This window comes from Rheinheimera sp. NSM, from assembly GCF_052380015.1.
GTDB lineage: Bacteria > Pseudomonadota > Gammaproteobacteria > Enterobacterales > Alteromonadaceae > Alishewanella.
Window position 1 is genome coordinate 103,446 of record NZ_JBQTCI010000008.1, and the last position, 25,964, is coordinate 129,409.

The 25,964-nt window shown below is 53.1% G+C and carries 22 protein-coding genes; 8 read left to right on the plus strand and 14 right to left on the minus strand.

The features are described 5' to 3' along the window. Window positions 1–104 precede the first annotated feature (104 nt). The 7 genes from recG to ACTZWV_RS18305 form a co-directional block, all read right to left on the minus strand. Window positions 105–2,189, minus strand: coding sequence for an ATP-dependent DNA helicase RecG (gene recG / locus ACTZWV_RS18275; RefSeq protein WP_444787925.1), 2,085 nt, complete (start codon window positions 2,187–2,189; stop codon window positions 105–107). Further along, window positions 2,189–3,007 carry a substrate-binding periplasmic protein gene (locus ACTZWV_RS18280; protein WP_444787926.1) on the minus strand — a complete coding sequence of 273 codons (819 nt, stop codon included), beginning with the start codon at window positions 3,005–3,007 and terminating at the stop codon, window positions 2,189–2,191. Before ACTZWV_RS18280 ends, recG begins: the two co-directional genes overlap by 1 nt. Window positions 3,008–3,014: 7 nt before the next feature. Next, window positions 3,015–3,407, minus strand: coding sequence for a RidA family protein (locus tag ACTZWV_RS18285; protein ID WP_444787927.1), 393 nt, complete (start codon window positions 3,405–3,407; stop codon window positions 3,015–3,017). Between the two features lie 5 nt (window positions 3,408–3,412). Beyond that, a complete protein-coding gene (spoT, locus tag ACTZWV_RS18290) occupies window positions 3,413–5,536 on the minus strand; it encodes a bifunctional GTP diphosphokinase/guanosine-3',5'-bis pyrophosphate 3'-pyrophosphohydrolase (protein ID WP_444787928.1) in 2,124 nt (707 codons plus the stop codon). Window positions 5,537–5,662: 126 nt separating this feature from the next. Then, on the minus strand, window positions 5,663–5,938 hold the full coding sequence (gene rpoZ / locus ACTZWV_RS18295; RefSeq protein WP_173501076.1) for a DNA-directed RNA polymerase subunit omega: 276 nt from the start codon (window positions 5,936–5,938) through the stop codon (window positions 5,663–5,665). Between the two features lie 45 nt (window positions 5,939–5,983). Beyond that, window positions 5,984–6,616: a guanylate kinase gene (gene gmk, locus ACTZWV_RS18300; RefSeq protein ID WP_444787929.1), complete on the minus strand. Its 633-nt coding sequence runs from the start codon at window positions 6,614–6,616 to the stop codon at window positions 5,984–5,986. Window positions 6,617–6,682: 66 nt separating this feature from the next. Next, window positions 6,683–7,165, minus strand: coding sequence for a DUF4442 domain-containing protein (locus ACTZWV_RS18305; RefSeq protein ID WP_444787930.1), 483 nt, complete (start codon window positions 7,163–7,165; stop codon window positions 6,683–6,685). A 170-nt stretch (window positions 7,166–7,335) separates the two neighbouring features. Here ACTZWV_RS18305 and ACTZWV_RS18310 point away from each other — a divergent pair, with 170 nt between their 5' ends. The 5 genes from ACTZWV_RS18310 to ACTZWV_RS18330 all read left to right on the plus strand — a co-directional run bounded on the left by ACTZWV_RS18310 (window position 7,336) and on the right by ACTZWV_RS18330 (window position 15,165). Beyond that, the gene (locus ACTZWV_RS18310; RefSeq protein ID WP_444787931.1) at window positions 7,336–10,296 is read left to right on the plus strand and encodes a ligand-binding sensor domain-containing diguanylate cyclase; all 2,961 of its coding nucleotides are present in this window, start codon (window positions 7,336–7,338) and stop codon (window positions 10,294–10,296) included. A 68-nt stretch (window positions 10,297–10,364) separates the two neighbouring features. Next, entirely contained in the window at window positions 10,365–12,410 is a 2,046-nt protein-coding gene (locus ACTZWV_RS18315; protein WP_444787932.1) for a site-specific recombinase, read from the plus strand. A gap of 73 nt (window positions 12,411–12,483) precedes the next feature. Beyond that, window positions 12,484–13,944: an aminoacyl-histidine dipeptidase gene (locus tag ACTZWV_RS18320; RefSeq protein ID WP_444787933.1), complete on the plus strand. Its 1,461-nt coding sequence runs from the start codon at window positions 12,484–12,486 to the stop codon at window positions 13,942–13,944. A 176-nt stretch (window positions 13,945–14,120) separates the two neighbouring features. Next, entirely contained in the window at window positions 14,121–14,570 is a 450-nt protein-coding gene (locus ACTZWV_RS18325) for a GFA family protein (RefSeq protein WP_444787934.1), read from the plus strand. Between the two features lie 43 nt (window positions 14,571–14,613). Continuing rightward, window positions 14,614–15,165, plus strand: a complete 552-nt coding sequence (locus ACTZWV_RS18330; RefSeq protein WP_444787935.1) for a YdeI/OmpD-associated family protein — start codon at window positions 14,614–14,616, stop codon at window positions 15,163–15,165. 28 nt (window positions 15,166–15,193) lie between these two features. On the opposite strand, the gene ACTZWV_RS18335 is transcribed toward ACTZWV_RS18330, so the two are convergent. From ACTZWV_RS18335 to ACTZWV_RS18350, 4 genes are all read right to left on the minus strand, one after another. Beyond that, window positions 15,194–16,120, minus strand: a complete 927-nt coding sequence (locus ACTZWV_RS18335) for a M14 family metallopeptidase (RefSeq protein WP_444787936.1) — start codon at window positions 16,118–16,120, stop codon at window positions 15,194–15,196. Between the two features lie 119 nt (window positions 16,121–16,239). Next, entirely contained in the window at window positions 16,240–16,875 is a 636-nt protein-coding gene (locus ACTZWV_RS18340; protein ID WP_444787937.1) for an NAD(P)H-dependent oxidoreductase, read from the minus strand. Window positions 16,876–16,979: 104 nt separating this feature from the next. Then, on the minus strand, window positions 16,980–17,588 hold the full coding sequence (locus ACTZWV_RS18345) for a DUF502 domain-containing protein (RefSeq protein ID WP_444787938.1): 609 nt from the start codon (window positions 17,586–17,588) through the stop codon (window positions 16,980–16,982). Window positions 17,589–17,597: 9 nt separating this feature from the next. After that, window positions 17,598–18,674 carry a DUF2891 domain-containing protein gene (locus tag ACTZWV_RS18350; RefSeq protein WP_444787939.1) on the minus strand — a complete coding sequence of 359 codons (1,077 nt, stop codon included), beginning with the start codon at window positions 18,672–18,674 and terminating at the stop codon, window positions 17,598–17,600. A gap of 196 nt (window positions 18,675–18,870) precedes the next feature. Between ACTZWV_RS18350 and ACTZWV_RS18355 the strand changes: the two genes are divergently transcribed. Beyond that, complete coding sequence (locus tag ACTZWV_RS18355) at window positions 18,871–21,102, plus strand: S46 family peptidase (RefSeq protein WP_444787940.1); 2,232 nt, start codon at window positions 18,871–18,873, stop codon at window positions 21,100–21,102. A gap of 66 nt (window positions 21,103–21,168) precedes the next feature. On the opposite strand, the gene ACTZWV_RS18360 is transcribed toward ACTZWV_RS18355, so the two are convergent. Further along, the gene (locus tag ACTZWV_RS18360; protein ID WP_444787941.1) at window positions 21,169–21,591 is read right to left on the minus strand and encodes an Rrf2 family transcriptional regulator; all 423 of its coding nucleotides are present in this window, start codon (window positions 21,589–21,591) and stop codon (window positions 21,169–21,171) included. A 143-nt stretch (window positions 21,592–21,734) separates the two neighbouring features. Here ACTZWV_RS18360 and ACTZWV_RS18365 point away from each other — a divergent pair, with 143 nt between their 5' ends. After that, window positions 21,735–22,634 (plus strand): NAD(P)/FAD-dependent oxidoreductase, encoded by a 900-nt coding sequence (locus ACTZWV_RS18365; protein ID WP_444787942.1) that lies wholly within the window; start codon window positions 21,735–21,737, stop codon window positions 22,632–22,634. A gap of 3 nt (window positions 22,635–22,637) precedes the next feature. Here ACTZWV_RS18365 and ACTZWV_RS18370 read toward each other — a convergent pair whose 3' ends face one another. Further along, entirely contained in the window at window positions 22,638–23,237 is a 600-nt protein-coding gene (locus tag ACTZWV_RS18370) for a methylamine utilization protein (RefSeq protein ID WP_444787943.1), read from the minus strand. Then, a complete protein-coding gene (locus ACTZWV_RS18375; protein ID WP_444787944.1) occupies window positions 23,227–24,090 on the minus strand; it encodes a DUF4394 domain-containing protein in 864 nt (287 codons plus the stop codon). Before ACTZWV_RS18375 ends, ACTZWV_RS18370 begins: the two co-directional genes overlap by 11 nt. A gap of 229 nt (window positions 24,091–24,319) precedes the next feature. Between ACTZWV_RS18375 and ACTZWV_RS18380 the strand changes: the two genes are divergently transcribed. Then, a complete protein-coding gene (locus ACTZWV_RS18380) occupies window positions 24,320–25,942 on the plus strand; it encodes a methyl-accepting chemotaxis protein (RefSeq protein WP_444787945.1) in 1,623 nt (540 codons plus the stop codon). Window positions 25,943–25,964: the final 22 nt, after the last annotated feature.

Consider the following 25,964-nt stretch of genomic DNA (forward strand, 5'->3'; position numbering starts at 1 on the left):
GGGCAATAAAGAATTAAAACCAGTGTACTGCAGTGATCAGTGTTGCAACAGAGGGCTGCGATAGCTTAAAGCGATAATGCGTTCTGCGGGCAGATAAACCAAGCTCAGGCATTACCATAAATCTCTTTATTCGCCAGCCAGCGTTTGATCAGTTGCAGGCTGGCGTGCTGGTTATGCTGCCATAACTGGCTGGCAATTTGCTGTGCTTGTGGCAATAGGTCGGCGTCGCGGCTTAGATCAGCAATTTTAAACTGCAGCAGGCCGGTTTGCCGGGTGCCGAGCAGTTCGCCCGGGCCGCGAATTTCCAGGTCACGCTGGGCGATAACAAAACCATCGTTACTGTCGCGCAGTACGCTAAGCCGCGATTGGGCGGTGCGGGACAGTGGCGCATGATACAGCAATACACAGTGCGAAGCGGTGCTGCCACGGCCAACGCGGCCGCGCAACTGGTGCAACTGGGCCAGGCCAAGCCGCTCGGGGTTTTCAATAATCATTAAACTGGCGTTGGGTACATCTACGCCCACTTCAATTACCGTAGTGGCGACCAGTAAGTCAAGCTCGCCACTGCTGAACTGCTGCATGACCTGCTGCTTTTCTGCCGCTTTTAACCGGCCATGCACCAGGCCGATTTTCAACTCTGGTAGTGCTTGCTGCAAATTCAGCATGCTGTCTTCTGCTGCCTGACATTGCAGCGTTTCAGACTCTTCAATTAAGGTACATACCCAGTACGCCTGACGCTGTTCGCTTTGCACGGCGCTGCGTACCCGTTCAATGATGTCATCGCGTCGTGTATCCGGTATTGCCACTGTGGTTACCGGCGTACGGCCGGGCGGCAGCTCGTCAATAATCGACGTATCCAGATCAGCATAGGCGGTCATGGCTAAGGTGCGCGGTATCGGCGTGGCGGTCATCACCAACTGATGCGGATAACAGCCTGCAATACCGCCTTTTTCGCGCAGCGCTAAACGCTGGTGTACGCCAAAGCGGTGTTGCTCGTCGATAATAATCAGCGTTAAAGCATTAAATTCTACCTGCTGTTGAAACAACGCATGGGTACCTACCACCATTTGCGCACTGCCATCGGCAATAGCCGTAAGCGTAGTTTGCCGCGCCTTACCCTTGGTTTTACCGCCAAGCCAGGCGACATTAATACCCAACGGAGTGAACCAGCGGGCAAAGTTAGCCGCGTGTTGCTCAGCCAGCAGTTCAGTGGGCGCCATTAACGCCACCTGATAACCATTGCCAATGGCGGTAAGGGCCGACAGCGCCGCTACCAGGGTTTTGCCCGAGCCAACATCGCCCTGTACCAGGCGTAGCATTGGCAGGGTTTGGCTTAAGTCGTGGCGTATTTCGTCGGTTACCCGCTGTTGGGCCTTAGTGGGCGAAAACGGCAGCGCGGCTAAAAAACGCTGTTGCAGCTGCGGATCTATTTGCAGCGCTATGGCTTGTTGCTGCTGGCTTTGGCTGCGCAGTTTGTACATGCTCAGCTGCTGCGCGACCAATTCTTCCATAATCAGCCGCTGCTGCGCCGGGTGTTTACCCAATTCCAGCAGTTGCAGGCTGGCATCCGGCGGCGGCCGGTGAATATAGGTTAAGGCTTCAGTCAACGACCAGGGCTGGCGCAGCAGGTCGGCGCTTAAGTATTCATCCGGCGGGCTGCGTTGCAAGTACTGCAGTGCAGCGTCGGTCAGATTACGCCAGGTGGCCTGGCGCAGGCCCTCAGTGGTGGGGTAAATCGGCGTTAAGGTTTCGCTGACTTCGGTCAGCAGTTCGTCGTTATGCACGCGGTACTCCGGGTGCAGCATTTCCAGCCCGCGCGGGCCGCGCTTGGCTTCACCGAAGCAGCGCAGCAGTACGCCCGGGGTAACGGCATTTTTTTGCGCCGCGCTAAAGTGAAAAAAGCGCAGGGTTAAATAGCCGCTACCGTCTTTAATTTTCACCAGCCAGCTGCGCCTTTTACCCAGTTGAATTTCGCTGCTGGTAACTTCGCCCAGCACAGTACCGTGCATCAGTGGCATCAGATCGGCAATGGCATAAATACGGGTGCGGTCTTCGTAGCGCAGCGGCAGGTGAAATAGAATGTCCTGTAAGCTGAAAATGCCAAGCTTGTGCAGGCGCTCTGTTACTTTGGCGCCAACACCTTTAATTGAGGTAACGGCCAAAGCCGCCAGGGGCGCAAACTCTGCCATCAGTTCTGCGGTCGCAGTGGCGGCAGTAACAGGCTTTGGGCAATGGCCTGATCATACAAGCGTGCTACTGTGCCGTCGGCCACCATGTCGGCCAGGTGTTTGCGCAGCAGTGGCTCCAGCGCCGCGTGTTTACTGGTACGGGACAGTGCAATATGAATGTAGCCGCTGTTATGCCGGCTTAAATCCAGCGCCGCAATACGAAAACGCTGGCGATAACTGCTGGTGTTATTGATGGCATCTGAGGTGCTGACAGTGGGCGAGATCAAGGCATCGACGCGGCCGCGCAGCAGCATTTCCAACCCGGCTTCTATCGAATCTACCGTTACGGTTTGGCGCGGATGTTGTTGGATAAACGCCATCACGCTGGGGGAATACAAATAGCTGCGGATACTGACCAGGGTTAGATGCCGCAGTTGCGCTTCGGTGTCGATATTACGGCTGTCGTTGTAACGTAAAAACAGGCTTTCCGGCACGCTTTTATTGTATGGCAGCATAAACATAATGCTGTTGCGCTCGTCGCTGAATTTCAGGTTCGACATTAAATCGACCTTGCCTTCGGCCATCAGACGCAAACAGCGCGCTGTGGGGGTACGCGGGGCAAAACTCAGGCTGAAACCGGCGCGCTTGGCCAGTTCACGCATTAAGTCGACCGATGGGCCATAAGGCTCGCTGTTGTCTTCGTAATGATGAAAACGGGAAAAATGATCAAGGCACCACACCAGCTCGGGTTGCGCAGCCACCGGCTCTTCCGCTATCAGCGGGTTGCTGATAAGCAACGCGCTGGCCAGAAGAGTCTGTAATAGCCGGGTTAGTGCCATAGTAACCTCAGTGCGTTGACGGTACTTCCATCACACCGTCAATTTCTATCTGACTGGCGCGTGGCAGCGCCGATACCTGCACCGCAGCACGGGCCGGGTAGGGCTCGGCAAAGTATTGGCTCATAATGTCATTGACCACTGCAAACTGGCCAAGATCGGTAAGGAAAATATTCACCTTTACCATGTCATTTAAACTGCCGCCGGCCGCATCACATACTGCTGCCAGGTTTTTAAACACCTGATGGGTTTGGGCGGCAAAATCGTCTGACACCAATTGCATAGTAGCCGGCACTAACGGGATTTGGCCGGATAAATATACCGTAGTACCAATTTTTACCGCCTGGCTGTAAGTACCGATAGCGGCCGGCGCATCAGCGGTACGGATAATCACTTTAGACATCTTGCTTATTTCCTTCTGTAAACTTTCTGCACATCCGGCATTACGCGGATTTTACGCATCACGTTGGCCAGCTGTATTCTGTCGCGTACCGACAGGGTAATTTTAATCACATATTCACCGGTGTCTCTGTCATCGGTGGCCAAATCCTGAATATTGGAATCCTGCGAGGCAATCAGCGTGGTCAGTTTAGCCAACACGCCCTGGCGGTTAACAATAAACACGCGGATATCGCAAAGGAACTGCTTATCGCCGGTTTTATCCCAGCGCACCGGGAAAAACTTACCAGGTTCTTTATCCCAGCCTTTGATATTACGGCAATCGGCGCGGTGGACGTTAAGGCCTTTGCCCGGGGTGGCATTGGCGACAATATCATCGCCCGGAATAGGCCGGCAACACTTGGCAAACGTCAGCAGCATGCCCTCAGAACCGATAATAAAGGCTTTGCTTTTCGGCATCGGGCCGGCGTCGTCTTTATGGCTGCTTTCGTCTGAATCAAATTCACCCAGTAAACGCCTCGCCACAGCGATGGCCAGCTGATTGCCGAGGCCAATTTCACTGCACAGCTCGTCCAGTGATTTTTGTTTGGTATTTTGCAGCACCTGTTCGATGCGCTCCGGCGCGATATCTTCCAGCTTTACTTCGCCCAGCGCCGAGCTCAGCAGACGTTTACCCAAGCCGATAGATTCATTTTGTTGCTGTTTTTTCAGGTAGTTACGAATACCCAAAATGGCACGGCTGGTAACCACATAGTTCAACCAGTTGGCGTTAGGTTTACCGCCAGGGCTGGTAACAATTTCTACCGTCTGGCCGGTTTCCAGTGGCTTATTCAGCGGGTAAGGCCGGCGGTCTACCCTGGCGCCTACGCAGCGGTTGCCGATATCGGTGTGCACGGCGTAAGCAAAATCTACTGCGGTGGCGCCAATCGGCAGCTCAACAATTTTACCTTTCGGCGAGAATACATACAGCTCGTCGGGGTACAGTTCCGATTTTACATTTTCGACAAACTCAGCGCTGTTGCCGGCATTTTGCTGCAGTTCCAGCAGGCTTTGCATCCAGCGCCGGGCGCGAATTTGCGCTGTGGTGTCCTGGTGCTGGCCATTGGCTTTATACATCCAGTGCGCGGCGATACCTTTGTCGGCCATTTCGTCCATTTCACGGGTGCGCATTTGTATTTCTACCGGGATACCGTGCGGGCCAATTAATGAGGTATGCAGCGACTGATAACCGTTTTGCTTCGGAATGGCGATATAGTCTTTAAAGCGGATCTCAATCGGCTTATACAGGTTATGCACCACACCCAGGGTGCGGTAGCAGTGATCGGTGCTGTCTACCACCACGCGAAAGGCGTAAATGTCCATCACATCGTTGAACATCAGCTCTTTGTTTTTCATCTTGCGGTAGATGCTGTACAGGTGCTTTTCGCGGCCGCTGACATCGGCATTAATACCGGCTTGCTCCAACCGGCCTAAAATTTCATGCTGAATTTTTTCCAGCAGCTCACGCCGGTTGCCGCGCGCTTGTTTTACGGCGGTAGATAAAGCGCGATAGCGCATAGGGTACAGTGCCTGAAAACCCCAGTCTTCCAGCTCGTTTTTAATATTATGAATACCGAGGCGGTTAGCAATAGGCGCGTACAGCTCGAGGGTTTCTTTGGCAATGCGGCGGCGTTTTTCCGGCCGCAGCGCGCCCAGGGTGCGCATATTATGGGTGCGATCGGCCAGTTTAATTAAAATAACGCGGATATCCTGCGTCATCGCCATAAACATTTTTTGCAGGTTGGTAACTTCAAATTCCTGATAGTCTTTGAATTTTACCTTGTCGAGTTTACTCACACCCTGCACCAGCTCGGCCACAGTGGCACCGAATAAAGCAGTTAAATCTTCTTTGCTTACCGGGGTATCTTCAATAACGTCATGCAGCAGCGCGGCCATTAAGGTTTCATGGTCCATGTGCATATCGGCCAGAATACTGCTTACAGCAACCGGATGGGTAATGTAGGGTTCGCCACTGGAGCGGGTTTGCGGCGCGTGCGCATCTCTTGCCACCACATAAGCCTGTTGCACTAAGGCAACCTGCTCCGGCGGCAAATAAGCACTGATTTGGTTTTTCAGACCTTCAAATAAATACACCTGTGCTCCCAAACTGCGACAGCAAACAAAACACGCCGTTAAGCGCGGGATTTATTATGAATATACGTCTATTTGTTACAGTTGCCAACGGCTAAAACGCCGCTGGCCTGTATACGGCGAGGGTTTTTAGTGGTCTGAACCGATAATCGCAGCTACAGCCGCCATTTCTGACGCTTCTTGCTGGATTTGGTCACGACGTTCCTGCTCGTCCAGAACTGAATTAGTGATAAAGCCTTTTTCAATTTCGCGCAGGGCAACAACAGTTGGCTTATCGTTTTCGATATCCACCAGCGGCTCTTTGCCTTCAACAGCTAACTGACGGGCACGGCGTGCGGCCACCAGGATTAAGTCAAAACGGTTACCAATTTTATCTACTGCATCTTGAACAGTTACGCGTGCCATTTACCACTCCAGTGTTCGGGCCATCACAAGACCGCATAGTTTACGCTAATTTGCTGTTTTCGCCAACAGTTGCTTAAGCAGGGCGCTGTGCTTGCTGGCCTGGCTGCCGTAGCCATTGCGTTGCGCCAACACAATACGCTCAAACTCGGTTAGAGCGCTGTCGAAATTATCGTTGATAATCAGGTATTCGTATTCATCGGCGTGGCTCATTTCGCTGTGCGCCTGTGCCATACGTTTGGCTATCACTTCACTTGAGTCCTGGCCGCGCTGGTTTAAACGTTGCTCAAGTTCAGCGAGGCTGGGAGGCAGAATAAAAATGCCTTTAGCCGATGGCGCTTGTTGGCGGATTTGCCGCGCTCCCTGCCAGTCGATATCCAAAAACACGTCAATGCCACGGCTTAAGCTGTCGCGAATCGTGCTTTTTGAGGTGCCGTAGTAGTTGCCGAACACTTCGGCCCATTCTAAAAACTCATCTTGGGCAATCAGCGCTTTAAACTGCTCCACACTGATAAAGTGGTAGTGCACGCCATCTTGCTCGCCCGGCCTGGGGGCGCGGGTGGTGTGCGATACGCTGACCTGCATATCGTGGTGGTTTTTTAACAGTGCCTGGATCAGGCTGGATTTACCGGCGCCGCTTGGCGCCGAAATAATAAACAGATTACCGGCAAGTTCCTGCATGGGGTTGACGCCTGAAAATAAAAGAATGCGGATTTTAGACGCTGTTGGTCGTTGCTGCAAATTCCTTTACTTCTGCTGTTTAGCTTTAACCGATAACGTCAGGGTAAAAGTTGCCATAGCTTCGTCGCCGTGCAAGCTTGGGCAGGTAACCACCACCGACACCGGCTTATTAATGCGCTCGCCACTGGCCAGCGATTCGTCAATCATGGCGTCAATAACGGCACCGTCATGGCTGGTAAAATGCACCGTGGCTTGTGGCCGTTTTAAAAATTGGCCCTGCACATCTTTAAAAGCGAAATTGGCATTAACACCACGGGCTTTGGCTTTACTGAACACTAAAAAAGCGCCGGCTAAATCGGCACCTATTGCTAAAGCGCCAAAGTAAATGCTGCCTAAATGGTTTTTGGTACGCCAGCTGTGCGGCATGGTTACTTCCAGCGTATTGCTGTCCATGCGCACAATTTTCGGTGCGCAAAAGCCAATCAGCGGAATATAGCGCCAGGCGAATAATTTTAAGCCCCAGTTGGCTTTAGCTAATGACATAGCCATAGCGTGGCTCCGGTTTTAATGGTTTGCCAGAGCTTACACTGGTACGACCATGTCAGCAAGCTGACCGTTGACGCAGGAAAAGCTACCTTTCGTCCGGTTTACGCTGTCTTAGTGAAAGCACGCTATAGTAACGTAAACATATTGTTTAATTTTCGGAGTTGCTGCTGGTCGTGTGCAGACAAATATTGCTATTGTTGTTAGCGCTGTTATTTGCGGGCTGCGGCTTTCATCTGCAGGCATTGGTGTTATCGCAACACGACTATTTATATCGGGTTTGGTCGGTTGAAGCCGGCTTACCGCAAATTTCTGTTACCGCCATAGTGCAGGATCAGCAAGGCTTTCTCTGGTTGGGCACGCAAAACGGCCTGGCGCGGTTCGACGGCCATCAATTTACTGTGTTTAACACCGCCAATACTGCGGCCTTGTCATCTAACCTTATCACCGCTTTACATTTCGACGCACAGCAACGGCTGTGGATAGGCACTGCCAACGGGCTAATGTTGCGCGATGACGGGCAGTTCAGCCGGCTGGATCTGGCCAGCCCGTTGCAGGGGGCTGTGTCCGGTTTTGCCGAGCGTGCCGACGGCAGCATGCTGGTGGGGGCCGACAGGTTGTATCAGTGGCAACAGCAGCAGTTGCAGCCGGTGGCTGAGCATAAGGGGCAGGTGTTTCAGTTGTATCAGCAGCAGGACCGGGTATGGATTGGCGGCCAGCATGGTTTTGCCGTGTTATCCGACGAGGGCTACCAGTGGGTGGCGGCGCCGCAGGATTTGCCGGCGCTGCAAATGACCGAAATTGCCCGTGTTGGCAGCACCTTGTACCTGGGCACTAACCAGGGGTTATACAGCTGGCAGGATGGCCTGTGGCAGCAATTGCCACTGCCGGGCCAGCCGGCGGACAGCCGCATAGAATTGCTGTATCAAGACCCGCAACAGCAACTGTGGGTAACCGGTTACGGCAGCGTATACCAACTGGAGCATGGGCAATTGCTGGCGGCCGATTTTGTTCGCGGCGAAGGCGATGGTTTTGTCTGGATTGAAAGTATGCTGCAGGACCAGCATCAAAACCTGTGGCTGGGCAGCCGATCGCACGGCTTAAAGCGGCTGCGTAAAGCGGTGACACAGCGTTTCAGTACTGAGGCCGGCTTGCCGGATCCTTATACCTGGGCAGTGCAACCCTGGCGTCAGCATATGTTGGTGGGAACCAGCAAGGGGCTGGCACTGCTGCAGCACGGCCAATACCAGGTATTGACGGCTAATCAGCAGTTACCGGATGCTTTTGTCTACAGTATGTTGTTGGACAGCCGGCGGCACTTGTGGGTAGGCACCCGTGCGGGCCTGAGCCGGCTGGATGCAGACAGCCTGGCCTGGCAGCGTAACTACGACAGTATTTCCTCCTTGCTGGTAACTACGTTAGCTGAAGAAGGCGAGCGTATTTGGGTGGGTACTAACGGCGGTTTGTTCTATTTACAGCAAGATGGCTTGCAGCAAGACGGGGCACAGCAGGATGAGTTGCAGCAGCAGGGGCTGCCGGAGGCCCTGTTGCGGGCCCGCGTGCGTATAGTGCTGCCCGACAGCGCCGGCCGTTTGTGGGTAGGCACAGAGAACGGCTTGTATTTACGCACAGAACACGGTTTTAACCGCTTGGATGATATGCCGCTGTCGGGCAGTTTTATCAGTACCATTACTGAATTTGCTGACGGCAATATTCTGGTCGGCAGTTTTGATCAGGGCTTTGTGTTGGGGCAGCCGGGCAACTGGCGGCGCTTTAATCAACAAAATGGCTTGCCAGGCAATGGTGTGATGCATGCGGCGCAGGTAGAGCAACATTTATTGATCAGTAATTTTCAGGGCTTTTACCGCGTCGATTATGCGGCTTTATCGCGGGGTAAAGTAGATAAGCTATATATGTTGGTGGACGACAGAAGGCCGGAAGCGGCCACTGATTCGCATCGTTGCTGCAACGGCGCCGGCAGCAGTAAAGGCGCTGTGCATCAGGGGCGTGTCTGGTACCCTACGCTGCATGGCGTAGTAACCTTACCTTTGCAACAGTTGCTGCATCATGCGCCGCTGCCGGCACCGGTGATCAAAAGCCTGACCACGCAGGGGCAACAATATAGTGATGCCAACGTTGTGGTGGATGCAGCGCAACGTGACTGGCATTTTCGCTTTACCGCGCCTTACTATGTGCAGTCTTCCTCGCTGCAGTTGCGCTATCAGTTACAGGGTTATGAAACCGATTGGGTAGAAGGCGGCAACCGGCGTGAGGCGTTTTACACTAACCTGCCACCAGGCAAGTACCAGTTTCGCGTGCAGGTGCGCCAATCGGCTGATTACCGCTGGAGCGACGCCGCGCTGATGGATATCCGGCTGCCGTCTTACTGGTATGAAACGCTGTTAGCCAAAGCGCTGCTGGCAGTGCTGGTGCTGCTGTCACTTTGGGCCCTGTATCGCTGGCGCTTGTCCGCGCTGGCCCGCGCCGGCCAGGCACTGGAGCTGCAGGTGGCTCAACGCACAGCAGAACTGCATCTGGCGAATGAAAAACTGCAACAGTTAAGCATGCAAGATGCGTTGACCGGCCTGCATAACCGGCATTACCTCGACAGCAATATTGAACGGATCTTATCGCGTACAGCCCGCCGCGGTGGGCTGCTGACACTGGCGTTGCTGGATTTGGACCATTTTAAAAGCATTAATGACAAGTTGGGGCATCAGGCCGGCGACGCAATATTGCAGCAATTGGCAGATATTGTCAGACAAAGCAGCCGCAGCGCCGATCATTTAATCCGTTGGGGTGGTGAGGAGTTTTTGTTGATCCTCGAACACAACGAGGATGTTCCCGGCACACTGCAGCGCTTGCTGCAGGCAATTAAGCAATATGACTGGCAGCAGTTACAGTTAAGCCAGGCCCTGACCTGTTCTGTTGGCGCAGTTAGTTTCAGTGCAGACGCCAACTGGCAGCAGCAACTGCAATGGGCAGATCAGGCGTTGTATTGGGTTAAGCAGCATGGCCGCGACGGTTATTTGTTGCTGCTGGAGGGGCAAAGTTTGCCGGACAACACTGAGCTGGCAGTATTACTGCGGGAGGGCACTGTGCCGGTACACAGCGATAAACTGCCGGTGGTTGACTGAATGCATTTTGCGGCACGTCACGGATTTGGGTATAGTCCGCTTTCAGATTAACAGGGCCGGAGAGTGAAATGGATACACTGGGTGCAGTCACATTAGTCAGAAGTGTGTCAGAGCAGCGCTGTGCGGTAACCCTGGTAACCACCCTGGTGAATTGGCTAAGTTACAATGGTTTGGGCGTAGACCATGCCCAGCGCCCGGCAAAATTACGCGATGCCTTAGACACTAATCCAAAGCATGCCGCTGCTATCAGCGAGGTGCTGTTTAACTGGCTGGGCGAGGTGAATATTTACCCCGCGCTGGTAAATCTGGGCATTTTTTCCCGCCGTGGTTTCTTTCGTGAAATGGCCTCGCGTTTATATGAGCGGTTAAATCCGGCACCGCGCGATCAGAACGATTTTAAAGATGTATTGGTGCAAATCTTTAACGGCAAACCGGAAGCGCTGTGGTTACAGGACAGCGGTACTGATGCCATGTTGGGTTGTTTTGATGCCCTGGCCGCCAATTGTGACGCTGCCACCCTGCGCAAAATGCAGGGCCATTTTCGCGAAGAAAGCCTGTATGCGCTGGAAATGCTGGCCATTTGGGTCGCGGCTGAGGAGATTGAACCGGATTTAATGCGCCTCGACCGGCGCTTAACCAGCTTAGACTCGCCCTTTATTGCCCTAAGCCGCGAAATGAACCTGTTTGTTGAAAGTGGCAAGCAGCAACTGGTTAATCCGGAGCTGGCGCTGCACGATACCGCGCATTTAGCTGTGATGATGCAGCAATCCCGCGAGCAGGTAGAGCGCTTGCGCCGCCGTGGCGCCGGGGTGGGTAGCTCTGTGGCCGTGGCGCATTTGCTCGAGCGGTTGGAGCAAACCCTGGACCGGATAGACTTGCTGGTTGATATGCTAACCAGCGAACCGGCCGTGCAGCGGCAAAAGATATTTAGTTTATTCAGTATTCTTATTCAGGCCAGCACCGAGCAAAACAGTATCAGTGCGCTGTGGCGCAGCAGCACTCAGATGTTGTCAAAAAGCATTACGGTAAACAAAAGCGGCCACGGCGAACATTATATTACCCGTGACAAAACGCAGTTTTTCGCCCTGATGCGCTCAGCCGCCGGGGCCGGGGTGATTATTGCGTTAATGGCGCTGCTGAAAATTTACATTGAGAGTTTAGGTTTAGCGGCGTTTCAGCGCGCGGTGTTATCCAGTTTAAACTACGGCCTGGGCTTTGTGCTGGTGCATATGCTGCACTTTACCATTGCCACCAAACAACCGGCGATGACCGCCGCCAGCTTTGCACAGGAAGTAGAACGCGGCGAAAACGGCAAGGCGGTAAACCGTAAACTGGCCGGGCTGTTAATCGACGTAAACCGCTCACAATGGGCAGCGGTGTGGGGCAACGTTAGCAGCGCCATTGTGCTGGCGGCCTGTATTGCGCTGGCAGTGTGGTTTATCCGCGGCACGCCACTGTTAAGCGCAGAGGTGGTGGCGTATCAGCTGCATGCAATATCGCCGCTGGCCGGCTTGGCGTTAATGTACGCCGCTATTGCCGGTATCTGGCTGTTTTGTGCCGGTATTATCGCCGGCTTCTTTGATAACCGCGCCAACTGTCTGGAACTGCGGCTGCGTTTATTTCACCACCCGTTGCTGAAAAAGCTGCTGCGCGATGCGCCGCGGCAAAAGTTGGCCGACTATGTCCACGACAACTACGGCGCCCTGGCGGGCAACTTTTTCTTTGGTGTGCTGCTGGGCATGACCGGCTATATCGGCTATTTAACCGGCCTGCCATTGGATATCCGCCATGTGGCGTTCTCGTCGGCCAACCTGGGTTACAGTGCGGTAAGCGGCGAAATAGGTGTGTTCAGCTTCTTATTGCATCTGGTGTTTGTGCTGTTAATCGGCTTTGTTAATCTTTGGGTTAGTTTTACCCTGGCGCTAACGGTGGCCCTGCGCGCCCGCGGTACCCGTATCAGCCGCTTACCGCTGCTGTTAAAAAGCCTGTGGGAGCAGGCCAAACAGCAGCCGCTAAACCTGTTCTTCCCGGTTAATGCCATTAAGCAGGCTATGGCGGAAGAGGGCGTAAAAGCGGAAACAAAAGCTGACAAGGCCATGGCACAAGACAAGTAGCAGCCGGTCGTATTACGCCATTGGCGGCCTGTGGTAAAATGGCCGCCTTTATTGGCGTATTCCGGAGTCTGTAGTGTCAGCATTAGCAAGTTTATATCCACAACCGTTATGGCAATGGTTCGCACAAATTTGCGCCATCCCGCACCCGTCCAAGCACGAGCAAGCCCTGAGCCAACATATTCAGGCCTGGGCGCGCGACAAAGGTTTAAGCGTACTGGAAGATAAAGTCGGTAATCTGATTATTAAAAAGCCGGCGACAGTGGGCTTTGAAAACCGTAAAACCGTGGTTATTCAGGCGCACCTGGATATGGTGCCGCAGAAAAATGCCGACAAAGTACATGATTTTACCAAAGACCCGATTGAAGCTTATGTTGACGGCGATTGGGTAACAGCCAACGGTACTACTTTAGGCGCCGATAACGGCATTGGTATGGCTTCGGCCCTGGCGATTCTGGGTAGTGATGAGATTAAACACGGCCCGTTGGAAGTGCTGCTAACAGTAGATGAAGAAGCCGGCATGACCGGTGCCTTTGGCGTAGAGCCCGGCATGCTGGAAGCCGAAATTCTGATCAATACCGACTCGGAGCAGGAAGGCGAAATTTACATGGGCTGCGCCGGTGGCGTCGATGCGGAGTTTACCGTACCGGCACACTGGCAGGCGCCTGCGAGCGGCGTAACAGCGTTTACGTTAAGTTTAACCGGGTTAAAGGGCGGCCACTCCGGCGTAAATATTCACCTGGGTCGTGGTAATGCCAATAAATTGCTGGCGCGCTTTTTAGCCGACAAAGCCACAGCGCTGCAGTTGGCGGTAGCGGCGTTTAACGGCGGCTCATTGCGCAATGCTATTCCGCGCGAAGCCAGTGTTACCTTAACGGTACCGGCGGCAAAGCTGGCGTTGTTGCAACAGGCGGTAGCAGAGTTTGCAGCGCTGTTGCAGTTTGAACTGGCTGCGGTGGAGCCGGCATTAAAGCTAAGCCTGGCTGAAGTAGCGACACCGGCGCAGGTACTTAGCGCCAACGCGCAAAGCACCCTTATCAATCTGCTAAATGTCTGCCCTAACGGCGTAATGCGTATGAGTGATGAAGTCGCCGGCGTTACCGAAACTTCGCTGAATATGGGCGTGATCACCACTAAAGATAACAGCGTGCAGGTTTTGTGTTTAATCCGCTCGTTAATCGACAGCGGCCGCGAGCAAATTGAAGGCATGCTAAGTTCACTGGCGCAATTAGCCGGCGCAGAGGTGAAATTCAGCGGGGCATACCCTGGCTGGAAACCCAACCCGGACTCGCCGGTAATGGCGATAGTACGCGATACCTATCAGGATATTTACAACAAAGAGCCGGTAATCATGGTGATCCACGCCGGCCTGGAGTGCGGCCTGTTTAAAAAGCCGTACCCGGAGATGGATATGGTGTCGATAGGCCCCACCATCCGCTTCCCGCACGGCCCGGATGAAATGGTCAATATCACCACCGTAGGCCAATACTGGCAACTGCTGTTAGCCGTATTGGAGCGCATTCCACAGCGCGGTTAAGTAAGCCGATACAGACTAAAGCCCCGGATTCGGGGCTTTTTTTATATCTGTTTATCCCTGCGACAGTGTAAGCAAGGATTACTAAGTTATTGTCAGTCGCCATCTTCCCAAGTACTGTGTTAAACATTAAATTTACAAAAGCAGAAAGCGTAGCAATAACCCGGAGAAATATACCAATGAGCGAAGATTTGATTAAAACACAAGGCCAGTGTCGCTGTGGGCAGGTAACATTTGCAGTATCGGCAAAACCTATGATCACTATGGCTTGCCATTGCACCGGCTGTCAGAAAATGACAGCCAGTGCTTTTAGCCTGAGTTCGTTATTTCCGGCTGAGGCTTTTACTGTTACAGCCGGTGAGCCTGTTATCGGCGGTTTGCATGGTGCTACACGGCACTATTTTTGTGGCCATTGTCTGAGTTGGCTGTTTACACGGCCTGAAGGCATGGATGCCTTTGTTAATGTACGCTCTGTCATGTTAGACGACGCTCAGCATTATCAGCCCTTTATTGAAACCTACACCGACGAAAAACTGCAGTGGGCCGCTACCGGAGCAAAGCACAGCTTTAGCAAGTTTCCCCCGCAAGAGTCGTTTCCGCAATTGCTTGCGGACTATGCAGCTCGTTAATGCGCGCGGATAAGCGTTACGCGCCTGTATGGATTGATTAGAAATGACGCAAATTAATACCAAATCGCAGTTCAAAGCAAAATTGCGCCGTCCGGCAGTGCCTGGCAGCGATACTCAGTGGGCTTTTGTTGTTTTGCCTAAGGAAGTCAGCGCCACGCTACCGCGACGCGGCAGGACGACGGTAGCAGGCACACTCAATGGCCACAGCTTTCAGGCTATGCTTGAGCCGGATGGTCAGTTAAGCCATTGGCTGCGCCTAGATCAGGAGTTGCTTGAGAACGCCGGCGCCGGCATCGGCGACATTGCCACGCTTGAAATTATGCCGCTGGAGCAAGAGCCGGAGCCTGAGCTGCCGGCTGACTTGCAAGCCGCGCTGGCGGCAGCTGCCGATGCCCTGGCCGTTTGGCATGACACCACAACGATAGCCCGCATAGACTGGATCCACTGGATTACGTCTGCCAAACAAGCCAAAACCCGGGCCCAGCGCATTAGCAACGCCTGTGACATGTTGGCCGGCGGCAAGCGGCGGGTTTGCTGTTTCGATCAATCCGGTTTCTACAGTAAAGCCTTCAGCGCCCCGAAAGAGACGGATTAAACCAGGCCAGCTGTTGCTTCGTGTTTAATCAGCTTTTTTGCTGCAGCAAATAATCCAACGCGCCGGTTACGGCGGCTACCTGGGCCTGGATACATTGCTCCGGCGTAGCGCTTGGGCTGTCGGGGTATACTTCTGTAGTGCTAACCAGCGGTGCATCGGTTACGCTGCCGCATAAACCTAAGCTGGCTTTGGCGTAGTTAATCACGCCAAACTGCGTGATTTTCTCGCCAATCAGCTCGCCATTTTCGTCGGCCTCTGCAATATGAGTAACTTTAGCCACGCTGTCGATAATGGCTTTTTGCAGCGCGGGGCAGGGGTGTTCGCTGTCATCTACCGTGTAGTAGCCATCGGGGATATTCCAGTTTTTGTTCACCGTGCCATCGCGTGCCGCTTTGGCCGGACGAAACTCGCTGTTATCCGAGTCTGTGGTTTCGTGCAGGTCAATATGCAGTGCGAACGAGGTATTCAGACCGGCCAAATACTGCTTTACCTGTTGTGCTTCTGTGGCTTTGCCGTCGGCGCCAAAGCTGCGGTTAGGATCAATCGCCTGCGGGTTCCAGCGATTGATGGTTTCATAACCCCAAGGGCTGATACAGGGCAGTACCAGGATATTCAGCTTATCGCTGTACGCTTTGGCCTTAGTTTGCAAAAAACGCAGCGCGCCATGCACGCCACTGGTTTCATAACCATGCACACCGCCGCTGACTAAAATGGTGGGCTTGCTGCTTTGCCAGTTACGGCTTTTTACCGCATACAGCGGGTAGGTTTTACCACACACTTGCTGATAGTCCAGCTTGCCATATTGCTCAACATAAAACTCGTTTTGCAGTGCTTCAATAGCCGGTAATACCTCGTCGCAGAAGCTGCGCTTTATCTGCTGTTCACTTAGCCACTGCGCCGTTTCTGCTGCACTCCAAGCCTGACCAACAGTGCCGATATGGTAAATAGTGTTCATTTGTATTCCTGTAATTAATGCTGCCGGGGGCAGTGTAAAACATGGCAGGAATATAACATTGCGGGCATGGTGGCGGCCAGAGCAGTTACCACCACTTTAGCCGCCACCGGCGTACAGTTTTAGCGGTTGATCACAAAATCAGCTTTGCTGCGGCGCACTTTTTTCAGGTTAACCAGCCAGTCGCCTTCAACCTCACGGTAGCCTAAAGGTAACAACAATACTGACTTCAGACCCAGCTCAGCCAGCCCCAGAATGGCGTCGACTTTTTCCGGTTCAAAGCCTTCCATCGGGGTGGCATCTACCTGCTGCTCTGCTGCTGCCAGCAAAGCAGAGCCTAAGCCGATATAAGCCTGGCGGGCGGCGTGTTCAAAGTTCTGCTCTGCCGGACGCTGCGGATAGTGGCTCAGCAGCTGTTGCCGGTAGGCTTCCCAGCCTTCATTTTTAAAGCCACGCTGTTCGTTAACTAAATCGAACATGCTGTTAATCCGCTCTGCGGTGTAATTATCCCAGGCCGCGAATACCAGTAAGTGCGAGCAATCGGTAACTTGCGACTGATTCCATGCCACGGGGCGGATTTGTTTTTTCAGTTCAGGGTCGGTAATTACCAATACCTGATAAGGCTGTAAACCACTGGAGCTGGCGCTTAAGCGGATGGCTTCTAAAATGTGCTCCAGCTTGTCTTCCGGTACGCTATTGTTGGCTTGCAGCTTTTTTGCAGCGTAACGCCAGTTCAGTAAATTGGTAATTTGTGCCATCTTAATTTCCACCTTGGTTTAATGTTTAGCTCATTTTGTACTCAGTGGTATATAAGTGCTTTCAGTCCGGGTTTCAAGAGCAAGCCGGGTATTTCTTACCTCTGCTACCAGCTTTTGCCCGGCGCCTTAGCACTGCCCAAACCGCCGCTCAGCACCAGTTGCAATGCCTCGGCCGGTTTCATATCAATGTTTCGGGTGCAGCTGCGCGGGATGATGATGGTATAGCCGCCGACGTTGTAAGCCATCGGAATAAATACCGCCAGTTGCTCTTCCTGCATCAGTGACGACATCCGATCATTCGGCTGGCCGCCGTGCTTGGTAACAATACCAATGAGCTCAATTTCTGAGCCGGGCAGTTTAACCATCACCACCGAGCCATCGGTGAAGTTTTTACCGGACATTACGTCGATAATATCCTGCAGCATGCCATACACTTGTTTGGTGCCGGGCAGCTTCATTAAAATTTTGCCCAGCACTTGCCACAGCCAGTTAAAGCCGGGCCAGCGCGAACTGTAACCAATGGCAATGCATACCAGTAAAAACCCCAGTATTGCCATACCCGGCAGGTACCATTCGCCCGGTAGTACCACTTGCAACACCGGCGTTAATACGGTTTCAACCGTCAACAGCAGCCAGCGCAGCAGCTCGATAGTGATAACCAACGGCAGCACAATCACCAGGCCTTTCAGTAAGCTTTTAACAATGATTTTCATAAGGTTCTTTTACGGCTTAGCGCTGTTTAGTGCATGAATAGCAAAACTGCCTAACCAGTGGCCGCCTTCGTAGCTGTCGCCAATCAGGTTAGGGTAGGAATAGGCCAGATGCTGATCCGCAACCTTACGCAAATGCGCATATTGCGGGTACTGCTTTGCCAGTGCGTACAGGTTCCAGCCGCGGCTGAAGTTTAGCCCATCTAAGTGCACCAGTTTGCCGTCGGTTCTGTCAGCCACTTTGCCCACTGCCAGGCTAAAATCCGGCCCGGCTAACTGTGGCATAAAGGCGTTCAGCCAGGGTAAAAACTGTTCTGCCGGTAAAATACGCTGCATCAGGCCGATTTCTTCCAGGCAGGGCGAGATAAAGTCATAACCGCTGGGTTCCCAGTTAATCGGGCAGTTTTTATCCTGCAAAAAGTAGTCTTTTGCGCGCTGCGCAATAAGTTGCTGCAACGCCGTGTGCCGGCGGTTTACGGCATAGTCGTATGCGAAGCTTAAACCAAAGGCGGTATTGGTATGCTCGCCCACCCGTACCGGATACAGCAGGCGCGGTAAGAAGCTGATATAGCGCTGTACCAACAAATCCGCCAGCGGCTGCAAGTTCGCTGCCAGCTGCTGCGCCAGCGGATCTGGCCAGCTATGCAGCTCGTCCGACAGTTTCAGCAACCAGGCCCAGCCGTAAGTGCGCTCGAACGAGGCATTAATGTCTTTGCTGAAAAACGCCACTTCCTGCGCCACCTTCTCAGCGGTTAAATTACGCTCTAGTAACGCTTTTACTTCTGCTGCCTGGGTTAAATCCGGGAACTGCCGTAATAAGGTAACCAGCGACCAGTAGCCATGGGCTGCGCTGTGCCAGTCGAAGCAGCCATAAAAAATCGGGTGCAGCTTTGATGGCTCCTGCAAGTCGGCAGCGCTACCCAGTACCACACCGGTTTTATACGGGTAGGGTGTTTCAACACAATGCAGTGGCAGGGTAACCAGTTTATTGGCTTCAGCCAGGTTCAATACCCGGCTGGTATCGGCGGCGTGCGTGGCCAGGCTGCAGGAAAACAACAGGGCGCTGCTTAACAGGGTGCGTAATTTCATCAGGTTACCTTATGCGTGACAGAGGATTATCTGCGGCTGGTGTTCAGATTAACGTAATTTATCCCGGCTGTCTGCGCCTTGCAGCCGCAGCTTAACGTGAATACAACGCACTGAACCGATCACGGTTGCGCCAACGCCGCTAACATGGATAATTTAGCCGACTTAAAACGACAATAACATCTTCCACGGAATCACTATGAACGCAAAATTTCTGTTAACGGCCGCTGCGCTGGGGCTAAGCTTTGCCGCCGCTGCCGATGAAGGCCAGTGGCAGCCGCATCAGCTGGCGCAATTACAAGCTGAACTCTCGGCCAAAGGCATCGATATTCCCGGTAAACAACTGGCTGATTTAAGCCAGTATCCGATGAGTGCTATTGTCAGCCTTGGCTATTGCTCGGCGTCTTTTGTCTCGCCTAATGGTCTGGTGGTGACTAACCATCACTGTGCTTACAACGCTATTCAGAATAACTCGACCAAAGATAACAATCTGATCGAGAAAGGCTTTTTAGCCAAAACGATGAGCGACGAGTTACCGGCCGGCGCCCAGGAACGCTTATATATTACTGAGTCGGTTACCGATGTGACGGCACAGGTATCCGGTGCCCTGGCGGCTGATCTGGCTGGCGCTGAGCGACATGAAGCCATTGAAGCCAACCGCAAAGCGCTGATTAAAAGCTGCGAGTCAGATGCTAACTACCGCTGCTCGGTAGTCAGTTTTCACCATGGCCTGGAGTATTTTCAAATCAAGCAATTGATGCTGCAGGATGTGCGGCTGGTGTATGCACCAAGCGAAGCAATAGGTAATTTCGGCGGCGATATCGATAACTTTGAATACCCGCGCCATACCGGCGATTACACCTTTTTGCGCGGCTATGTTGGCAAAGACGGTAAACCGGCGCCGTATGCGGCAGATAACGTGCCGTATCAAAGCACGCATTACTTAAAAGTAAACGCCAATGGCGTCCGGGCCGGTGACGGTATTTTGTTGGCCGGTTATCCGGGCCGTACCAGCCGCTATCGTTTGGCGGACGAAATAGCCTTTGCTGCCAGCTGGCAGTATCCGGCGCAGGTAAAAACCTATCAGCAGATCATCAATACTATTGATAGCTTAAGCGCCAAAGATGCTGATCTAAAAGTAAAATATGCCGCTACAGTAAAAAGCCTGAATAACCGGATGAAGAAACTGCAGGGCTTGCTTGACGGCTTTAAAGTGACTGATATTCACGCCATTAAACAACAGCAAGAAAAAGCATTGCTCGACTGGATTGGCCGTGATGCCAGCCGCAGCCAATATCAGCAAAGTATTGCTGAGCTGGCGCAGGTAATTAGCGCAGAGCAGGCGTATAGCCAGCAAACTTATTATTTTGACAATGCTAAACGCAGCGCTATGTTGCAAGCGGCCATGCAGCTGCATCGTTTGGCGATAGAGAGCCAGAAGCCGGACGCAGAGCGGGAAATGGGCTATCAGCAACGCGATTTAAGCATGATTGAAAGTCGTTTAACACGGTTGGAAAAAAGCTTTCATCCAAGCATGGATCTGGCTATCTGGTCGGAACAATTAGCTGAATATCTGGCCCGGCCTGATGCTGTACGGGTAAGCGAACTGGATGTTGCGCTGGGTTTAACGCCGGGGATGAGCCAAGCGCAAATCAGCGCTAAACTGGCCGGTTTATACCAGCAATCCGGTTTAACCAGCACTGCCGGCCGTAAAGCCTGGCTGGGTAAAACCCCGGCTGAATTTGCTCAAAGTGATGACCCCTTTATTAAAGTCGCGGTAGCGATTTATGCAAAAAACAAAGCGCTGGAGCTGCAAGAGAAAACCTTAAGCGGTAAATTATCGCAAGTGCGGCCGGGTTATATGCAGGCGATCATCGCTTACAACAAAACGCTGGGTAAACCGGTGTACCCCGATGCTAACAGCACGCTGCGGATTACTTACGGCAGCGTAGAGGGTTACCCGGCTAAAGATGGAGTGTATAAAACGCCGTTTACTTCAGTGAAAGGCTTAATTGCCAAGCGCCGGGATGCTTACCCGTTCAGCCTGCCGCAGGGCCTGGTGGATGCTTACAACAACGGCAATACCGACGGTTATTACTATGCCGATTTAGCCGCTAAACCACAGCAAAGCTGGCTGTGTCGTATTGCCGGTTGCCCGCAAGCTGAAGTGAAAGCCTTTAACTCGGTGCCGGTAAACTTTTTATCCAGTGCTGATACTACCGGCGGTAACTCGGGTTCGGCAGTAATGAACGGCAAAGGCGAGTTGGTGGGGCTGAATTTTGATTCCACTTACGAGTCCATCACTAAAGACTGGTACTTTAACCCGGAAATTACCCGAGCCATTCATGTCGATATCCGCTATGTGCTATGGCTGATGCAGTATGTTGACGGGGCGCAGAACTTACTCGATGAAATGGAGATTGTGCGTTAAAGCACTGGCACCGCAATAACAGCTCAAAGCAAAATGTAACACGGCAGCTGCATGGCTGCCGTTGTTTTACCCGGCCACCGGCGTATAACCGGCGGCCAGTTTATCCAGCGTGACCTCACCAAAGCGCTGCAATACCAGGGCTTCAGCCTCTTGTAATACATCGTCAATCGCCAGGTTTACCGCTTTTTCTATCGGGCAGTTATTGTGCTCGTCGGTTAAGCCAATAGTAAATAACGAGCTTTCGCTGAGTGAGCGGTGAATATCCAGCAAGGTGATCTTATGCAGTGGCTTGGCTAAGGTCCAGCCGCCGCCATGGCCTTTTACCGCGCTAACGTAGCCCTGTTCCCGCAGCAACGCCATGGTACGGCGCACTACTACCGGGTTAGTGTGCAGCATTAGCGCCAGTTGCTCTGAAGTAACGGCGTGTTGCAACTGGTGCAGATGCACCAGCACATGCAGCATGCGTGATAGACGGCTGTCTTTTCTCATTATTGACTCTGTTAGCGCCGGATTGGTGGCTATTCTAACGCAGTTTTAAGATACTTTTCATGTTACAAGAGTTGTTTTCGCTTTTTATGTAACTTATGATGTTTCGTAAGTTGGCTGTTTAACAGAAAAAGTGAGGTACTCAGATGATATGGGATGCAATAGTAGTGGGCGGCAGTTTTGCCGGTTTGTCTGCGGCAATGCAATTAGCGCGCGGCCAGCGCCAGGTGCTGCTGATTGATGCCGGTGAACCGCGTAACCGTTTTGCGGCGCAGTCGCATGGCTTTTTTGCTGCCGATGGCGCTGAACCTGGCGAGCTGCGCGGCCGCGCCTGGCAGCAGCTGATGGCGTATCCGACAGTACAGTTCAGGCAGAGCCGCGTTAACAGCGCAGAAAAGCTGGCCGGGGGGCATTTTAGCCTCGGCGATGAAACCGGCATGCACTATCAGGGCAAAGCCTTGATCCTGGCAACCGGGCTGACAGATACCTTGCCAACTATACCTGGTCTGGCACAGCGCTGGGGCAAATCGGTGATCCATTGCCCGTATTGCCATGGTTATGAATTTCGTCAGCAGCCTATAGCGGTAATTGCCACCGGTGAGGCGTCGGCACATCAGGCGGCGATATTGCCGGACTGGGGCCCGGTAACTTATTTCAGCCAGGGGCAGTTTATGCCGGATGCGGAGCAACTGGCACTGTTACAACGGCGTGGCGTAACACTGGAGCACACTGCCGTAACGGCGGTGGAAGGTGAAGGCTTGGATGTCAGCCATATGCTGTTGGCAGATGGCCGCCGTGTGCCGGCAAAAGTGGTATATGTGGCACCGAAAACAGCCTTCGGCCATACGCTGGCGCAACAGCTGGGCTGCGAGCTGGAGCAAGGCCCACTGGGCGCTTACATTAAAACTGATGCCATGCAGCACAGCTCGATAGCTGGTTTATTCGCCGCCGGTGATATGGCCAGCGCCATGCACAACGGCATGCTGGCGGCAGCGGCCGGGGTTAAAGCCGGTGCGGCGGCGCATCGTTTGCTGATGTTGGGTTGAAAGCTACTTAAGCCGTATCTGTTGCACGGCATTAGTGGCGTTTACACTCAGCGGCAGCCCGGGCACATCGGCTGCTGACAACAGGGTTTTATGCCATACCCGTAAGCTGTAGTCGCCCGGCGGTACGTCGTTTAACACCGCCAGGCCTTCGCTGTTACTGCGGCTGTAGTAGGGCGTGTCCAGCGCGACCACCCAGGCAATCATATGGTCGTGAATATTGCAGCCCAGCGCCGCTACGCCGCTTTGCTCAAATACTACCGGCTCGGTTGGCGTACCGACATACAGCTTTATTTCAAACGGCTTAACTGCTGAAAACGAATACACATGGTGGCGCACGGTATCTTCATTAGGGAAAGTTACCGCTGTGCCGCGGGGTATAACCAGCACTTCCGGAATAAAGGTAGTATTGCGCTGAATAATCTTAGCGGTGGCGGCAGGCGTTACTGCGGCTGAGGCGGCAGCAGATTCCAGAAATACCACCGCATCTGCTACCGGCTTACCACTGCTATTCTGTACCTGCACTTGTAATTGTGCTGCCGGTGTCTGCGGCGATAGCAGAAAAACGGCCGCTGTTAACAGCGCTCGCTGCAGTTTACGGCTCAATGGCGATACCTGCCAGCGGGCTACCATCGGCCAATATGCCGAGCTTTCTGGTGTTACCGCTGGCTAAATCTACCTGGTACAGTGTGCTGGCAGGCTCCGTGGTGGTGCTAACGGCGATAAGGCCGATATTGCTCAGATCAGAAATATCAAAGGAAACTTGTTGCAGCGCTGTCAGCCCCAGGCTGCCAACGGTAAACAGTTGCCCGGTATTGGGCGATACCGCCGGGCTGCTGCCCTCTACGCTACCCTGGGTCAGTAAGTTGCCACTGGCGTTGTCGATGGCGTAGTTAGTGGTGAGCTTGCTGTTCTGCTGGTTGTAAGTGTAAGCCGCCGCCGTGATGGCCGGGGTTTTGCCATAGTGTGAGTCGCCTTCAGCATACTGTAATGTCGGATCTGTTGAGGCCAGCTCACCTGTTACCGGGTGCAGGCGTAAGTTCTGGCCTTTGTCATTAACAACGCGGATGCGATCAGCTGCCGGATTAAAGTCAAAACCAAACTGGCCTTGCTGCAAGGTACCGGCCGGTAAAGGCACGCCTATGGCAGTTAACTCGCCACTGCCGGTGTTAATGCTGTACAGCCGGCCTTGATCAGACAACGCAAATAACACACCGTAAGCTACGCGGTAATCAATACCTTGCAGCGTTTCACCCTCCGCCAGGCCGGTAAGGACTTTTTGCTCCAGCACTTTATCCGCTGCAGACGGGTTTACTTTTATTAACTGGTTAGCCTGGTTGAGCAGCCACAGCACTTCATTGCCTTTCAGTTGTGGCATGCCCGCCGCACTAATGCCACTTGACAGCAGGCCGCTAAGTGCGACCAGGCCGGAGCCGAAAGTAAGTTTATTTATCTTCATTGATTGCTTCCTTTATCTGCTTGTAACCGCCGGCAGCGTTGTAAGCTTGCTGCCAAAGGGCATAGTTGCACTTAACAGGGTTTACGTTATAACAGCGATGTAAGTTCAGTAAATATAAATATGCAGTAGCGGGGCGGGGAGCTTATATGCTGCCTGGTCTACTTTATCTGTGGCATATAGCCGCCTATGCTTATTAAGCTTATATAAAAAACAACAGGATGACGTAGTTATGTTAAGAAAGCTTAAGATTGGTAGGAGGCTGGCGGCAGTTTTTACGTTAATGGTGTTACTCAGCATTATAGTGGGTAGTGTGGCAATGTATCGTTTCTCTGAAACGGAAGCTAATTTACACAATATTGCCGATCGCCGCTTGCCGGCCTCCTTGCTGGTAGGTGATATGAACCGTGAGTTTTTGCTAATGCGCTTGTATACGCTGAATGTGCTGTATGCCAGCACGGCGGCCGACCGGCAACAGGCGCAGGCAACTTTGCAAAGTGCGATGCGAAAATACAGTGAGGCTGAAAATGGCGCGGCGGCGTTTCATCAAACTGCAGCTGGCAGCGCTGTGTTTAACCAGGCTGTGACGGCTAAACAGCAATATGACCAGTTGCACCGGCAGCTGTTGGCTTTAATGGACCAGGGCCAATCAGAGCAGGCAGAGCAATTTCGCCATCAGGGCATCAATGAGGTGGCGCGCAAAGTAACTGAAGCACTGAGGGCGGTAGCTGCCTACCAGCAAACCACGGCACATCAGCAAGCTGAAAGTGCCAAGCACAGCATAGAACTTGCGACCAGTAATATGATTGCCATAGTGGTGCTGGCGGTAGTACTTGCGGTTGCGTTGGGCTTGATGGTAAGCCGCAGTTTAGTGCGGCCAATGTCGGCGGCAGTGTCAATCAGTCAGAGAATTGCCGCCGGACAGCTTAACCAAAGCTTTGCTGATGATGAGCCGGACGAAGCCGGTGAAATGATCCGCGCTATGGCACAAATGCAGCAGCAATTACGTACAACAGTGCATGAAATTAACCACTCGTCATCGCAATTGGCCGCCACCTCTGAGGAGCTGAGCGCGGTAACGGAGCAATCCAGCCGCACGTTACACCAGCAAAGCGAGGAGTTGGAGCAGGGCGCAACGGCGGTTACCGAGCTAACCACTGCTATAGAAGAAGTGGCGCGCAGCGCAGCGTCTACATCGCGTGATTCCGAGATAGCCAATGATAAAGCCCGGCAGGGACAAGAGCGGGTCAACGATACTATCGATACCATTCAGGCATTGGATAGCGAGCTGCAATCGTCGCGCCTGGGCATTGAAAAGCTGGCCGCCAGGGTCAAGGACATTGGCTCAGTACTGGATGTTATCCGCGCCATTGCCGAGCAAACTAACTTGTTGGCGTTAAATGCGGCAATAGAAGCGGCGCGGGCGGGCGACAGTGGCCGTGGCTTTGCGGTAGTGGCAGATGAAGTGCGTGCCCTGGCCCACCGTACGCAGGAGTCGACCAAAGAAATTGAGCGCATGATGCACGCTGTTCAGGCCGAAACCCACAACACGGTAGAGAGTATGAGCAGCTGCAGCGGTAAAGCAACTGAAACCCTGCAGATTGCGCAGCAGGCCGGCGAGGCACTGCAGCTGATTGCCGAGGCCATCGGCCAAATCAGTGACCAAAACCTGACCATTGCCAGTGCAGCAGAGCAACAGGCTACCGTGGCGCGTGAAGTGGATCGCAATTTGGTGAATATTCGCGATTTGTCGCTGCAAACCTCAGCCGGTGCCAACGAAACCCAGGCATCCAGCGCCGAGTTGGCGCGTTTGGCACAAAGCCTGAGCGAATTAATTAACCATTTCCGCGTCTAGCAACGGCGCGACGCAGTCAGAA